Source organism: Serratia entomophila, from assembly GCF_021462285.1.
Taxonomy (GTDB): Bacteria; Pseudomonadota; Gammaproteobacteria; order Enterobacterales; family Enterobacteriaceae; genus Serratia; species Serratia entomophila.
Genome location: NZ_CP082787.1, coordinates 254,498 through 268,988 on the forward strand (window position 1 = coordinate 254,498; position 14,491 = coordinate 268,988).

Consider the following 14,491-nt stretch of genomic DNA (forward strand, 5'->3'; position numbering starts at 1 on the left):
TTCCCGGCAGGGAACGGGGGCCCGTCAGATATCTTCCGACAGATATTCGTCTTTCCAGCGCACGTAGTTATTTGAAGAGTAGATAAGGCCTTCCAGTTCGGCGGCGGTTAACGGGCGAACCTGGCGCGCCGGGCTGCCCATATAGAGATAGCCGCTGGCCAGTCTTTTGCCCGGCGCCACCAAGCTGCCGGCGCCAATCATCACATCGTCTTCTATTACCGCACCGTCCAGCAGGATCGAACCCATACCGACCAATACCCGGTTGCCGATAGCGCAGCCGTGCAGCATGGCCTTATGGCCGACGGTCACGTCTTCCCCTATCAGCAGAGGGTAGCCTTCGGGATTATGTTCGGATCTGTGGGTCACGTGCAGTACGCTGCCGTCCTGGATATTGCTGCGCGCACCGATCTTTACCGCATTAACGTCACCACGAATGGCGACCAGCGGCCAGATGCTGACGTCATCGGCCAACTCAACGTTGCCGATCACCACGCTGGAAGGATCGATCATGACGCGCTGACCGAGTTTGGGGGAGTAATGAAGGTAAGAACGTACTGCATCGGACATGGTGATAGCCTCACGTCGGGATCATATTTACCGGCAATACTAGACGCTGCTGATGGAATTACAACCAGCCACAGCGGCGGATCCTGTGAAAAACGGGCCTGATCGCGCAAGATCCACCCGAAAGGACTGAAAAGTGTGCAAACGGAAGGAAAAGATCAAAAAAGGGGTTGTGCAAAAAATTCGGATCCCTATAATGCGCCTCCATCGACACGGAGCAAGTGATTCACTTCACGAAGCGGCCGGGAAGAAAGAGAAAAAATCCTGAAAATTAGGGTTGACTCTGAAAGAGGAAAGCGTAATATACGCCACCTCGAGTTAACAAGCGAAAGCGGCTAACTCACTGCTCTTTAACAATTTATCAGACAATCTGTGTGGGCACTCCACAAGACGATATCCAGTACCTTCGGGTACGAAAAAATATCAAGTCTTGAAGAGTGACTAACTGAAGTAAAATTCATGCAGTAACCTTTGAGCATCGCTTCACGAGTTGAAGCAAATCAAGCTTTTAATTGAAGAGTTTGATCATGGCTCAGATTGAACGCTGGCGGCAGGCCTAACACATGCAAGTCGAGCGGTAGCACGGGGAGCTTGCTCCCTGGGTGACGAGCGGCGGACGGGTGAGTAATGTCTGGGAAACTGCCTGATGGAGGGGGATAACTACTGGAAACGGTAGCTAATACCGCATAACGTCTACGGACCAAAGTGGGGGACCTTCGGGCCTCACGCCATCAGATGTGCCCAGATGGGATTAGCTAGTAGGTGGGGTAATGGCTCACCTAGGCGACGATCCCTAGCTGGTCTGAGAGGATGACCAGCCACACTGGAACTGAGACACGGTCCAGACTCCTACGGGAGGCAGCAGTGGGGAATATTGCACAATGGGCGCAAGCCTGATGCAGCCATGCCGCGTGTGTGAAGAAGGCCTTCGGGTTGTAAAGCACTTTCAGCGAGGAGGAAGGGTAGTGTCTTAATACGGCATTACATTGACGTTACTCGCAGAAGAAGCACCGGCTAACTCCGTGCCAGCAGCCGCGGTAATACGGAGGGTGCAAGCGTTAATCGGAATTACTGGGCGTAAAGCGCACGCAGGCGGTTTGTTAAGTCAGATGTGAAATCCCCGCGCTTAACGTGGGAACTGCATTTGAAACTGGCAAGCTAGAGTCTCGTAGAGGGGGTAGAATTCCAGGTGTAGCGGTGAAATGCGTAGAGATCTGGAGGAATACCGGTGGCGAAGGCGGCCCCCTGGACGAAGACTGACGCTCAGGTGCGAAAGCGTGGGGAGCAAACAGGATTAGATACCCTGGTAGTCCACGCTGTAAACGATGTCGATTTGGAGGTTGTGCCCTTGAGGCGTGGCTTCCGGAGCTAACGCGTTAAATCGACCGCCTGGGGAGTACGGCCGCAAGGTTAAAACTCAAATGAATTGACGGGGGCCCGCACAAGCGGTGGAGCATGTGGTTTAATTCGATGCAACGCGAAGAACCTTACCTACTCTTGACATCCAGAGAACTTTCCAGAGATGGATTGGTGCCTTCGGGAACTCTGAGACAGGTGCTGCATGGCTGTCGTCAGCTCGTGTTGTGAAATGTTGGGTTAAGTCCCGCAACGAGCGCAACCCTTATCCTTTGTTGCCAGCGATTCGGTCGGGAACTCAAAGGAGACTGCCGGTGATAAACCGGAGGAAGGTGGGGATGACGTCAAGTCATCATGGCCCTTACGAGTAGGGCTACACACGTGCTACAATGGCGTATACAAAGAGAAGCGAGCTCGCGAGAGTAAGCGGACCTCATAAAGTACGTCGTAGTCCGGATTGGAGTCTGCAACTCGACTCCATGAAGTCGGAATCGCTAGTAATCGTAGATCAGAATGCTACGGTGAATACGTTCCCGGGCCTTGTACACACCGCCCGTCACACCATGGGAGTGGGTTGCAAAAGAAGTAGGTAGCTTAACCTTCGGGAGGGCGCTTACCACTTTGTGATTCATGACTGGGGTGAAGTCGTAACAAGGTAACCGTAGGGGAACCTGCGGTTGGATCACCTCCTTACCTAATGATATTGATTCGAGTGAAGTGCTCACACAGATTGTCTGATAGAAAGTAATGAGCAAACAAAACCTTGTGGTATAGGTAAGTGCCGGGAGATGTGTGACTGTCCAGTACAGTGACAAACAACAATGGCGCTCGATTTTTCACGAAAAATCTCACCTCTACCCGAAATTATCGAATCGGTGATTCGATAAGCCAATTTCGGGTCCCCATCGTCTAGAGGCCTAGGACACTGCCCTTTCACGGCTGTAACAGGGGTTCGAATCCCCTTGGGGACGCCATTCCGATAATGAGTGAAAGACATTATCACCGGTTATTCGTAACCTAAAATCTTAAAGATGACTCTTGCGAGTCGTGTTTAAGATATTGCTCTTTAACAATCTGGAACAAGCTGAAAATTGAAACATGACGGCTGAAATTTATCCCTCCGTAGAAGTACTGGGGTAAAGAGTAACCTGTCATAGAGTCTCTCAAATGTTTGCAATGCGAACGATGGAAACATCTTCGGGTTGTGAGGTTAAGTGACTAAGCGTACACGGTGGATGCCTAGGCAGTCAGAGGCGATGAAGGGCGTGCTAATCTGCGAAAAGCGTCGGTAAGGTGATATGAACCGTTATAACCGGCGATACCCGAATGGGGAAACCCAGTGCAATTCGTTGCACTATCGTTAAGTGAATACATAGCTTAACGAGGCGAACCGGGGGAACTGAAACATCTAAGTACCCCGAGGAAAAGAAATCAACCGAGATTCCCCCAGTAGCGGCGAGCGAACGGGGAGGAGCCCAGAACCTGAATCAGTTCTTGTGTTAGTGGAAGCGTCTGGAAAGTCGCGCAGTAAAGGGTGATAGCCCCGTACACTAAAATGCATTGACTGTGAGTTCGATGAGTAGGGCGGGACACGTGACATCCTGTCTGAATATGGGGGGACCATCCTCCAAGGCTAAATACTCCTGACTGACCGATAGTGAACCAGTACCGTGAGGGAAAGGCGAAAAGAACCCCGGCGAGGGGAGTGAAATAGAACCTGAAACCGTGTACGTACAAGCAGTGGGAGCACCTTCGTGGTGTGACTGCGTACCTTTTGTATAATGGGTCAGCGACTTATATTTTGTAGCAAGGTTAACCGTATAGGGGAGCCGTAGGGAAACCGAGTCTTAACTGGGCGATTAGTTGCAAGGTATAGACCCGAAACCCGGTGATCTAGCCATGGGCAGGTTGAAGGTTGGGTAACACTAACTGGAGGACCGAACCGACTAATGTTGAAAAATTAGCGGATGACTTGTGGCTGGGGGTGAAAGGCCAATCAAACCGGGAGATAGCTGGTTCTCCCCGAAAGCTATTTAGGTAGCGCCTCGTGAACTCATCTTCGGGGGTAGAGCACTGTTTCGGCTAGGGGGCCATCCCGGCTTACCAAACCGATGCAAACTCCGAATACCGAAGAATGTTATCACGGGAGACACACGGCGGGTGCTAACGTCCGTCGTGAAGAGGGAAACAACCCAGACCGCCAGCTAAGGTCCCAAAGTCATGGTTAAGTGGGAAACGATGTGGGAAGGCATAGACAGCCAGGATGTTGGCTTAGAAGCAGCCATCATTTAAAGAAAGCGTAATAGCTCACTGGTCGAGTCGGCCTGCGCGGAAGATGTAACGGGGCTAAACCATGCACCGAAGCTGCGGCAGCGACGCTTAGGCGTTGTTGGGTAGGGGAGCGTTCTGTAAGCCGTTGAAGGTGGCCTGTGAGGGTTGCTGGAGGTATCAGAAGTGCGAATGCTGACATAAGTAACGATAAAGCGGGTGAAAAGCCCGCTCGCCGGAAGACCAAGGGTTCCTGTCCAACGTTAATCGGGGCAGGGTGAGTCGACCCCTAAGGCGAGGCCGAAAGGCGTAGTCGATGGGAAACAGGTTAATATTCCTGTACTCGGTGTTACTGCGAAGGGGGGACGGAGAAGGCTAGGCTAGCCGGGCGACGGTTGTCCCGGTTTAAGCGTGTAGGGGGAGTGACCCGGTAAATCCGGTTGCTTATCAACCCTGAGGCGTGATGACGATGCACTACGGTGCAGAAGTAGTTGATGCCAAGCTTCCAGGAAAAGCCTCTAAGCATCAGGTAACACAGAATCGTACCCCAAACCGACACAGGTGGTCAGGTAGAGAATACCAAGGCGCTTGAGAGAACTCGGGTGAAGGAACTAGGCAAAATGGTGCCGTAACTTCGGGAGAAGGCACGCTGGCGCGTAGGTGAAGTCCCTTGCGGATGGAGCTGAAGCCAGTCGCAGATACCAGCTGGCTGCAACTGTTTAATAAAAACACAGCACTGTGCAAACACGAAAGTGGACGTATACGGTGTGACGCCTGCCCGGTGCTGGAAGGTTAATTGATGGGGTCAGCCGCAAGGCGAAGCTCTTGATCGAAGCCCCAGTAAACGGCGGCCGTAACTATAACGGTCCTAAGGTAGCGAAATTCCTTGTCGGGTAAGTTCCGACCTGCACGAATGGCGTAATGATGGCCAGGCTGTCTCCACCCGAGACTCAGTGAAATTGAACTCGCTGTGAAGATGCAGTGTACCCGCGGCAAGACGGAAAGACCCCGTGAACCTTTACTATAGCTTGACACTGAACATTGAGCCTTGATGTGTAGGATAGGTGGGAGGCTTTGAAGCGTGGACGCCAGTCTGCGTGGAGCCAACCTTGAAATACCACCCTTTAATGTTTGATGTTCTAACTCGGCCCCGTAATCCGGGGTGAGGACAGTGTCTGGTGGGTAGTTTGACTGGGGCGGTCTCCTCCCAAAGAGTAACGGAGGAGCACGAAGGTTAGCTAATCACGGTCGGACATCGTGAGGTTAGTGCAAAGGCATAAGCTAGCTTGACTGCGAGAGTGACGGCTCGAGCAGGTACGAAAGTAGGTCTTAGTGATCCGGTGGTTCTGAATGGAAGGGCCATCGCTCAACGGATAAAAGGTACTCCGGGGATAACAGGCTGATACCGCCCAAGAGTTCATATCGACGGCGGTGTTTGGCACCTCGATGTCGGCTCATCACATCCTGGGGCTGAAGTAGGTCCCAAGGGTATGGCTGTTCGCCATTTAAAGTGGTACGCGAGCTGGGTTTAGAACGTCGTGAGACAGTTCGGTCCCTATTCTGCCGTGGGCGTTGGAAGATTGAGAGGGGTTGCTCCTAGTACGAGAGGACCGGAGTGAACGCACCACTGGTGTTCGGGTTGTCATGCCAATGGCACTGCCCGGTAGCTAAGTGCGGAAAAGATAAGCGCTGAAAGCATCTAAGCGCGAAACTTGCCTCGAGATGAGTCTTCCCTGGGCCTTTAAGGCCCCTGAAGGAACGTTTAAGACTAAGACGTTGATAGGCTGGGTGTGTAAGTGCAGCGATGCATTGAGCTAACCAGTACTAATGATCCGTGAGGCTTAACCTTACAACACCGAAGGTGTTTTAGAGCAGACGATAGATTTTCAGCGAAGTTCTTAGATTGGTTTCAATGGCGACACGAAAGTGAAGCGGTTGGAATGAAACAGAATTTGCCTGGCGGCAATAGCGCGGTGGTCCCACCTGACCCCATGCCGAACTCAGAAGTGAAACGCCGTAGCGCCGATGGTAGTGTGGGGTCTCCCCATGCGAGAGTAGGACACTGCCAGGCATCAAATAAAACAACAAGCCTCATGCGAAAGCATGGGGCTTTTTGTTTTGTCTGCTATCTGGCGTTCTGCTCGAGCATGGGCATGCGAAAGGCCCGTCGGGAACGGGCCTTAACGCCGCGTGCGGCGGCCCCGGAGGGGAGAGTCTCAGGATGAGACGAATTGTGTAGGACAAATCCGCCGGGAGCGGATTTGAACGTTGCGAAGCAACGGCCCGAAGGGGGGCGGGGAGGACGCCCGCCATAAACTGCCAGGCATCAAACAAAGTAAGAAGCCCTGAACGCGAGTTCAGGGCTTTTTGCTGTGTGCGAAAAAGCACAATCTGGCGCAGCTAGGCTGCGCTTTTCAGGGGATCCAATAATAAACGCCGTAAGAGAAAAGGCCCCGCAGGGCCTTTGATTAGGGTGTGTTTGCTTTTTTCACTTATTATTCGGTTAATGTGAACTGCCCTGCGAGATCCCCAACCCGGTTTGCGAGCGGACAAACTGGGAACGGAAGCGCTCGCGCTCCTGCTGCCCGGCCAGCGAACTGTCGGTAACCGAGAACAGCCAGGTGCCGACAAAGGCCACGATCATCGAGAACAGCGCCGGATATTCATACGGGTAAATCGGTTTTTCATGGCCGAGGATCTGCACCCAGATGGTCGGGCCGAGGATCATCAGGATCACCGCGGTCAGCAGCCCCAGCCAGCCGCCGATCATCGCGCCGCGGGTGGTCAGGCGTGACCAGTACATCGACAGAATGATAATCGGGAAGTTGCAGCTGGCGGCGATGGAGAACGCCAGTCCGACCATAAAGGCGATATTCTGTTTCTCGAACAAAATCCCCAGCGCAATCGCTACTATGCCCAGCAACACTACGGTGATCTTGGATACCCGCAGCTCGTCGCGTTCGGTCGCCTTGCCGCTTTTAATCACGCTGGCGTACAGATCGTGAGACACCGCAGAAGCACCGGCCAGCGTCAGGCCGGCCACCACCGCCAAAATGGTGGCGAAGGCGACCGCAGAAATAAAGCCGAGGAAGAAGTTGCCGCCGACCGCGTTGGCCAGATGCACCGCCGCCATATTGGTGCCGCCCAACAGCGCGCCGGTAGCGTCCTTGAACGCCGGATTGGCGCTCACCAGCAGAATGGCGCCGAAGCCGATAATAAAGGTGAGAATATAGAAGTAACCGATAAAGCCGGTGGCGTAGAACACGCTCTTGCGCGCTTCCTTGGCGTCACTGACGGTAAAGAAGCGCATCAGAATGTGCGGCAGACCGGCGGTGCCGAACATCAAGGCCAGGCCCAGCGAAAGCGCCGATATCGGGTCAGACACCAGCCCGCCGGGGCTCATGATGGCGATGCCCTTAGGATGCACCTTCACCGCTTCGGCGAACAGCGTGTTGAAATCGAAGTTGACCGACTTCATCACCATCAGCGCCATAAAGCTGGCACCGGCCAGCAGCAGCACCGCCTTGATGATCTGCACCCAGGTGGTGGCCAGCATGCCGCCGAACAGCACGTACAGCACCATCAGAATGCCGACCAGGATCACCGCCACGTGGTAGTTAAGGCCGAACAGCAGCTGGATGAGTTTGCCGGCGCCGACCATCTGTGCGATCAGGTACAGCGCCACCACCACCAGAGAACCACAGGCCGACAGGGTGCGGATCGGTTTCTGCTTCAGCCGGTAAGAGGCCACGTCGGCGAAGGTGTAGCGGCCAAGGTTGCGCAGGCGTTCGGCAATCAGGAACAGGATGATTGGCCAGCCGATCAGGAAGCCGATGGAGTAAATCAGGCCGTCATAGCCGGAGGTGTACACCAGAGCGGAAATGCCGAGGAAAGAGGCGGCGGACATAAAGTCGCCGGCGATCGCCAGCCCGTTCTGCAGGCCGGTGATGCGCCCGCCTGCAGTGTAATAATCCTGGCGCGAGCGGGTGCGTTTGGAGGCCCAATAGGTGATATACAGGGTGGCGCCGACAAACAGCACGAACATCACGATCGCCTGCACGTTCAGCGGCTGGCGTTGCACCTCGCCGCCAATGGCGTCGGCGCAGGCCAGGCCCGGCAGCGTCAGCAGGGCGGCGGCGGAAAGTAAGCGCTTCATTGTTTCACCTCACGCAGGATTTCCGCGGTCAGGCGATCGAATTCGCCGTTGGCGCGAAACACGTAGATCCCGGTCAACACAAAAGAGATCACGATCAGGCCAACGCCAACCGGGATCCCCCGGGTAATGGTCGATCCCGCGGCGATCGGCGTGCCGAGCCATTGGGGATCGAAGGCGATCAGTAAAATAAAGCCAACGTACAGCGCCAGCGTAATCAGCGAGAGCAGCCAGGCGAAGCGGCCGCGTTTTCTCACCAGCTCCTTAAAGCGCGGGTTTTCTTCAATCCCTTGATAAATGGTGTCATTCATCAGAGTGTCTCCAGTAGGTATTGATAGAGTACGCCGCGCAGTGGGCCGCTCGACGCGGAGTTATCCGGAGGAGCGGCCGGAGGCGGCGAAAATTATGACGGCACTTTCATTGATTGTTTTTCTTCCAACAGCTTGTCGACTACGGCCGGATCCGCCAGCGTTGAGGTATCCCCCAGGTTGCTGGTATCGCCGGCGGCAATTTTGCGCAGGATGCGACGCATGATCTTGCCGGAGCGCGTCTTGGGCAGGGAGTCCGTCCAGTGCAGCACGTCCGGCGTGGCGATCGGTCCTATCTCTTTGCGTACCCAGTTACGCACTTCGGCATAGAGCTCCGGCGTCGGTTCTTCGCCGTGGTTGAGGGTGATATAGGCGTAAATCGCCTGGCCTTTAATGTTATGCGGGATGCCGACCACCGCCGCCTCGGCGATTTTCGGGTGTGACACCAGAGCGGACTCGATCTCGGCGGTGCCCAGCCGGTGGCCGGAAACGTTCAGCACGTCGTCGACGCGGCCGGTGATCCAGTAATAGCCGTCTTCGTCGCGGCGCGCGCCGTCGCCGCTGAAGTACATGCCCTTAAAGGTGGAGAAGTAGGTCTGTTCGAAACGATCGTGGTCGCCGAACAGGGTGCGCGCCTGGCCTGGCCAGGAGTCGACGATCACCAGGTTGCCTTCGCAGGCGCCTTCCTGCGGGGTGCCGACGTTATCGACCAGCGCCGGCTGCACGCCGAAGAACGGCCGCGTGGCGGAGCCGGCTTTCAGCTCGGTGGCGCCCGGCAGCGGGGTAATCATAAAGCCGCCGGTTTCGGTCTGCCACCAGGTGTCGACGATCGGGCATTTGCCGTTGCCGATCTTGTTGTAGTACCACTCCCAGGCTTCCGGGTTGATCGGCTCGCCGACCGAGCCCATGATGCGCAGCGAATCGCGGCGGGTGCCTTCGATCGCCTTGTCGCCTTCGGCCATCAGGGCGCGAATGGCGGTTGGCGCGGTATACAGGATATTGACCTGATGCTTGTCGATCACCTGAGACAGGCGGTTAACGCCGGGGTAGTTAGGCACGCCTTCGAACATCAGGCTGATGGCGCCGCAGGCCAGCGGGCCGTACAGCAGATAGCTGTGGCCGGTCACCCAGCCCACGTCGGCGGTGCACCAGTACACGTCGCCATCGTGGTAATCGAACACGTATTTGAAGGTCAGGGCAGCGTATACCAGATAGCCGCCGGTGGTGTGCAGCACGCCCTTGGGCTTGCCGGTCGAGCCGGAGGTATACAGGATAAACAGCGGGTCTTCCGCGTTCATTTCTTCTGGCGGGCAATCGGCGGAAACGCCGTTAGTCAGCTCATGCCACCACAGGTCTCGCCCTTCCTGCCAGTAGCCCGGCTTGCCGGTGCGCTGGAACACCACCACGTTGGCGACGCTGGTCACGCCGGGGTTCTTCAGCGCGTCGTCGACATTTTTCTTCAGCGGCACGGCGCGGCCGGCGCGCAGGCCTTCGTCGGCGGTGATCACCAGTTTGGCGTTGGAATCAATGATGCGGCCAGCAACCGCTTCCGGCGAGAAGCCGCCGAAGATCACCGAATGCACGGCGCCGATGCGCGCGCAGGCCAGCATGGCGACCGCCGCTTCCGGCACCATAGGCATATAGATAGCCACCACGTCGCCTTTTTTGACGCCCAGCTTTTTCAGCACGTTGGCGAATTGGCAGACATCGTGGTGCAGCTGTTTATAGGTGACTTTCTTCGACTGGGCGGGATCGTCGCCTTCCCAGATAATGGCGGTTTGGTCGCCGCGTTCGGCCAGATGGCGGTCCAGGCAGTTGGCCGCCAGGTTGAGGGTGCCGTCTTCGAACCAGCGAATGCTGACGTGGCCCGGGTCGAAAGAGGTATTCTTTACTTTGCTATAAGGTTTGATCCAGTTCAGGATTTTGCCATGCTCCCCCCAGAACGCCTCCGGGTCTTGCACAGACTGTTGATAATATTGCTGGTATTGTTCCGGATTAATCAGGGCGTGTTCTGCAATTGCAGAAGGAATAGCGTGTTTATGCAGTTGGCTCATAGCTTTTCTCCTTTAAGTTGTTAATAGTATGTCAACTGAAGGTTAAGTATAGTTTGCTATGATTCTTTGTTTCTTTTTTGCGCGGCAGATCACGCAACGAAGATATTGATTTGTAATAGTTCTGTCGTATTTGCAGCAGGTATCTATCTGCTTGGCGGAGAAAAACCGTCAAATAGGCGTTTTTTGTCAAAAAGCGCTATCTAAATAACGAAAAAGAATAACTAACCTGCCAATTATGACGCCGGTTTTAAATAATCATCTGCGTATTCATCATGATTAAAACATTTTTTCCTATTTCTCATTATTAATATTCGATGTCGTTATTAATAGGTGTGAAAATCTGACTGAATGACCTTAATAATTGAGTGACAAATTCCCGCTGGCAGCTTCGGCGGTTTAGATAGGATTGCACGAGTGGGCAACCCCGCTGTTCAATTTTTACGCTTTATTAAAAAGCATCTTTATTCTTGATCTGAAATGTCACTCGGCGTATTCTCATTTTCAAAACCTTTCAGTAACAAAATATAAACAAATCACGCAGACTAAATATGCAAAATGGGCGATAAACGACGCATTTTAATCGCGTTCAAAAAATCATCACCAGGGCAATTATGTGATTCATTTCACGTAAAATTATTCTTTTAATAACAGTAAATTATGTTATCTGATATTAAAACGTAAAAATTTTGTGATGTGATTCAACGCACAAGCCTGACAAATCAAGGCTTGCAGACCAGCCCGTGCAGATGGTACTGATTTATACTGCGTCGCACCAAGGGCAGGTGAACGCGTCCACTGAATTAACATAAGCCTGTATCAAATGATTAAGTATTCTCTTCGTTGTGTTGCGGTTAAATGCGGCGAAAAGAGTCTTTGAGGACTTTTTGGGTATGAAAAGTGTAAAAATTAGCCTTGCTTGGCAAATTCTGATCGCGCTGGTGCTGGGTATTATTGTAGGTGCGGTATTACATAATCAGACAGAGTCACGCGAGTGGCTGGTCAGCAATATTTTGAGCCCGGCGGGCGATATCTTTATTCGCCTGATTAAGATGATTGTGGTGCCGATTGTTATTGCCACCCTGGTGGTCGGTATTGCCGGGGTCGGGGATGCGAAGAAGTTAGGCCGCCTCGGATTGAAAACCATTATTTATTTCGAAGTGATCACCACGATCGCCATAGTGGTGGGGCTGACGCTGGCTAATGTTTTTCAACCCGGTCACGGCATCGATATGTCAACGCTGACCGCGGTGGATATCTCGCAGTACGAGAAAACCACCGAGCAGGTACAAAGCGGTTCGCACAGTCTGGTGGCGACCATCCTGTCGTTGATCCCCTCGAACATCTTTTCGTCGATGGCCAAGGGCGACATGCTGCCAATCATTTTCTTCTCGGTGCTGTTTGGCCTTGGGCTGTCCTCGCTGCCAAAGGAAACCAAAGAGCCGCTGCTGAAGGTGTTTAAAGCCGTTGCAGAGAGCATGTTCAAAGTGACCCACATGATCATGCGCTATGCGCCAATCGGGGTATTTGGCCTGATCTCGGTGACGGTGGCGAACTTTGGTTTCGCCTCGCTGCTGCCGTTGGCCAAGTTGGTGGTGCTGGTGTATTTTGCTATCGCCTTTTTTGCCCTGGTGGTGTTGGGCGCGGTCGCACGCGCCTGCAATCTGCGCATCTGGACGCTGATCCGCATCCTTAAGGATGAGCTGATCCTGGCGTATTCCACCGCCAGCTCAGAGACGGTGCTGCCGCGCATCATCGAAAAGATGGAGGCCTACGGCGCGCCCAAGTCGATCACCAGCTTTGTGGTGCCAACCGGCTATTCCTTCAACCTGGACGGTTCGACCCTGTACCAGAGCATCGCCGCCATCTTCATTGCGCAGCTGTACGGTATTGAGCTTTCGCTGGGCCAGCAAATCATCCTGGTATTAACCCTGATGGTGACCTCGAAAGGGATCGCAGGCGTGCCCGGCGTGTCTTTTGTGGTGCTGTTGGCTACGCTGGGCAGCGTCGGCATTCCGCTGGAAGGTCTGGCGTTTATCGCCGGCGTCGACCGTATCCTCGATATGGCGCGTACCGCGTTGAACGTGGTGGGCAACGCGCTGGCGGTGTTGGTGATCGCCAAATGGGAACACCAGTTCGATCGCAAGAAAGCGCTGGCGTACGAGCAGGAATTCCTCTCGCAGAAAGTCAAACCGGCTAATCAGTCGTAACCTGGCCGTACCTCCTATAAAACGCTCCTGGCCTCGCGGTTGGGGGCGTTTTGCTGTCTGCGTTTCCCCATCTACTTGCATCCCTGCTTAACTGAATCTAAAGTGTTACCGAATTAATAAAAATGATAATAAATGTTATTATCATTTTCATTTCTTTATGTATGGACACATTAAAAAGCATTCGAGACGGGCCTTTCTTTGCTCCGTACCCGGTGCTTTTATTCAGGCTTATCAAAGGTAGGTAACATGTTGGAAACCGCTTTGGCCTCTGAATGGCTGCCGTTGGCGCCAGCGCAGTTCGACTTCTGGGAAGAATTTACCTTACACCCTGACCAGCCCTTCTCCACCGTGGCGCATTGCACTGAGCTGCACGGCGTGGTGAACGAGGCGGCGCTGGGCCGGGCTATCGCCCTGACTGTCGCCGAGACGCAGGCGTTCGCCCTGCGTTTTAACCATCGGCCGCCACGGCTGCGGTATGAGCCGCAGCGTGCGCCGCGGCTACAGCATCGCGATCTGCAACAGCAGGCCGATCCCTATCAGGCCGCTCAGCAGCAGATGCAGGCGGACGTCTCGCAGCCGCTGGATCTGCACCGCCAGCCGATAGCCGCGGTATGGCTGCTCAAATTGGGGCCGGCGCATTTCATCTGGTATTTGCGCGCACACCACATCATCGTCGACGGTTTCGGTATGGCGCTGATAGAGCATCGCTGCGCCACCCTGTATGCCCACTTTATCGGGCAGGGCAGCGCCGGGCAGCCGTTGGGCTCTTTTCTCGCCTTTCATCACCAGGAATTGGCCTATGCCGCCTCGGAACGCGCCGAACGGGATCGCCATTTCTGGCGGGAATATTTGGCGCAGGGGCAGCCGCTGCCGAGCGTGCGCAAGGGTGGCAAGGAATACGGGTTAAAATGCCTGGGCACCAGCCTGTTGTTGCCTGAGGCAATCTCACGGCGGTTGCTGGAGCTTTCAGAGCGCAGCGGCATCGGCTGGCCCGATTTGCTGTTGGCGCTGTCCGCCGCCTGGTTGCATCAGGCGATGCCGCAGCAGATGAAGGTGAAAGATACGTTGCCGATGTGGATGCCGGCGATGAATCGCCGCGGCCAGGCCGCCGCCAACGTGCCGTCGTTGGCGGTCAATACGCTGCCGCTCTTGGTTACGCTGGCGCCGGGAGAGACCCTGGGGCGCTTTCTGCCGGGTTTGGCGCAGACGCTGCGCAAGCTGCGCGGCCATGCCGGTTACCGCCTGCGCCAGCTCGCCGCCGATCGGGGCGTTGGCCCGGATTCACGCTTCTTCATCTCGCCGTTTATCAACGTCCAGCCCTTCGATCCGCCCAGTTTTGCCGGATGCGCCAGTACGCGCCGGGTATTGGCCGGCGGCTCCGGCGACGGCTTCAACCTGACCTACCGCGGGCGCACCGACGCCAGCGATCTGCATCTGGATATCGATATCTTTGTGCAGCAGTTCCCGGCGGCGGGAGCGGCGGAATACGGCGTAGCTTTGCAAGGTTTTCTGTTGCGCGCGCTGCAGCCCGGCGGGTTGGATGTGCCGTTGGATGCGCTGGCTGCGGTTTCAGCCTGAAGA

General features: G+C 54.8%; 6 protein-coding genes, 1 tRNA gene and 3 rRNA genes. 6 read left to right on the top strand and 4 right to left on the bottom strand.

What is annotated here, in order from left to right:
* Positions 1-24 precede the first annotated feature (24 nt).
* Positions 25-567, bottom strand: coding sequence for a gamma carbonic anhydrase family protein (locus KHA73_RS01205; protein WP_234587570.1), 543 nt, complete (start codon positions 565-567; stop codon positions 25-27).
* A 506-nt stretch (positions 568-1,073) separates the two neighbouring features.
* Here KHA73_RS01205 and KHA73_RS01210 point away from each other — a divergent pair.
* From KHA73_RS01210 to rrf, 4 genes are all read left to right on the top strand, one after another.
* Positions 1,074-2,613: ribosomal RNA gene (locus KHA73_RS01210) — 16S ribosomal RNA — on the top strand.
* Between the two features lie 205 nt (positions 2,614-2,818).
* Positions 2,819-2,894, top strand: a tRNA-Glu gene (locus KHA73_RS01215).
* Positions 2,895-3,128: 234 nt separating this feature from the next.
* A 23S ribosomal RNA gene (locus KHA73_RS01220) occupies positions 3,129-6,037 on the top strand.
* Positions 6,038-6,143: 106 nt separating this feature from the next.
* Positions 6,144-6,259, top strand: a 5S ribosomal RNA gene (gene rrf, locus KHA73_RS01225).
* Together the 16S, 23S and 5S rRNA genes with 1 tRNA gene alongside form the textbook arrangement of a ribosomal RNA operon.
* Before the next feature lie 432 nt (positions 6,260-6,691).
* Here the strand turns inward: rrf and actP are convergent.
* The 3 genes from actP to acs form a co-directional block, all read right to left on the bottom strand.
* Positions 6,692-8,344, bottom strand: a complete 1,653-nt coding sequence (gene actP / locus KHA73_RS01230; RefSeq protein WP_234587571.1) for a cation/acetate symporter ActP — start codon at positions 8,342-8,344, stop codon at positions 6,692-6,694.
* Positions 8,341-8,652, bottom strand: a complete 312-nt coding sequence (locus KHA73_RS01235) for a DUF485 domain-containing protein (RefSeq protein ID WP_004930047.1) — start codon at positions 8,650-8,652, stop codon at positions 8,341-8,343. Before KHA73_RS01235 ends, actP begins: the two co-directional genes overlap by 4 nt.
* Positions 8,653-8,744: 92 nt before the next feature.
* Positions 8,745-10,703, bottom strand: coding sequence for an acetate--CoA ligase (gene acs / locus KHA73_RS01240; RefSeq protein WP_234587573.1), 1,959 nt, complete (start codon positions 10,701-10,703; stop codon positions 8,745-8,747).
* An 890-nt stretch (positions 10,704-11,593) separates the two neighbouring features.
* Here acs and gltP point away from each other — a divergent pair.
* Both gltP and KHA73_RS01250 read left to right on the top strand, forming a co-directional pair.
* Positions 11,594-12,910 (top strand): glutamate/aspartate:proton symporter GltP, encoded by a 1,317-nt coding sequence (gene gltP, locus KHA73_RS01245; RefSeq protein ID WP_234587575.1) that lies wholly within the window; start codon positions 11,594-11,596, stop codon positions 12,908-12,910.
* 246 nt (positions 12,911-13,156) lie between these two features.
* Positions 13,157-14,488 carry a condensation domain-containing protein gene (locus tag KHA73_RS01250; RefSeq protein WP_234587577.1) on the top strand — a complete coding sequence of 444 codons (1,332 nt, stop codon included), beginning with the start codon at positions 13,157-13,159 and terminating at the stop codon, positions 14,486-14,488.
* The last annotated feature ends 3 nt before the right edge of the window (positions 14,489-14,491 follow it).

Excerpts from the sequence above, each read along its gene's own strand:
- acs (WP_234587573.1), bottom strand. The coding sequence starts at position 10,703 with ATGAGCCAACTGCATAAACACGCTATTCCTTCTGCAATTGCAGAACAC.
- KHA73_RS01235 (WP_004930047.1), bottom strand. The coding sequence starts at position 8,652 with ATGAATGACACCATTTATCAAGGGATTGAAGAAAACCCGCGCTTTAAG.
- KHA73_RS01250 (WP_234587577.1), top strand. The coding sequence starts at position 13,157 with ATGTTGGAAACCGCTTTGGCCTCTGAATGGCTGCCGTTGGCGCCAGCG.
- KHA73_RS01205 (WP_234587570.1), bottom strand. The coding sequence starts at position 567 with ATGTCCGATGCAGTACGTTCTTACCTTCATTACTCCCCCAAACTCGGT.
- actP (WP_234587571.1), bottom strand. The coding sequence starts at position 8,344 with ATGAAGCGCTTACTTTCCGCCGCCGCCCTGCTGACGCTGCCGGGCCTG.
- gltP (WP_234587575.1), top strand. The coding sequence starts at position 11,594 with ATGAAAAGTGTAAAAATTAGCCTTGCTTGGCAAATTCTGATCGCGCTG.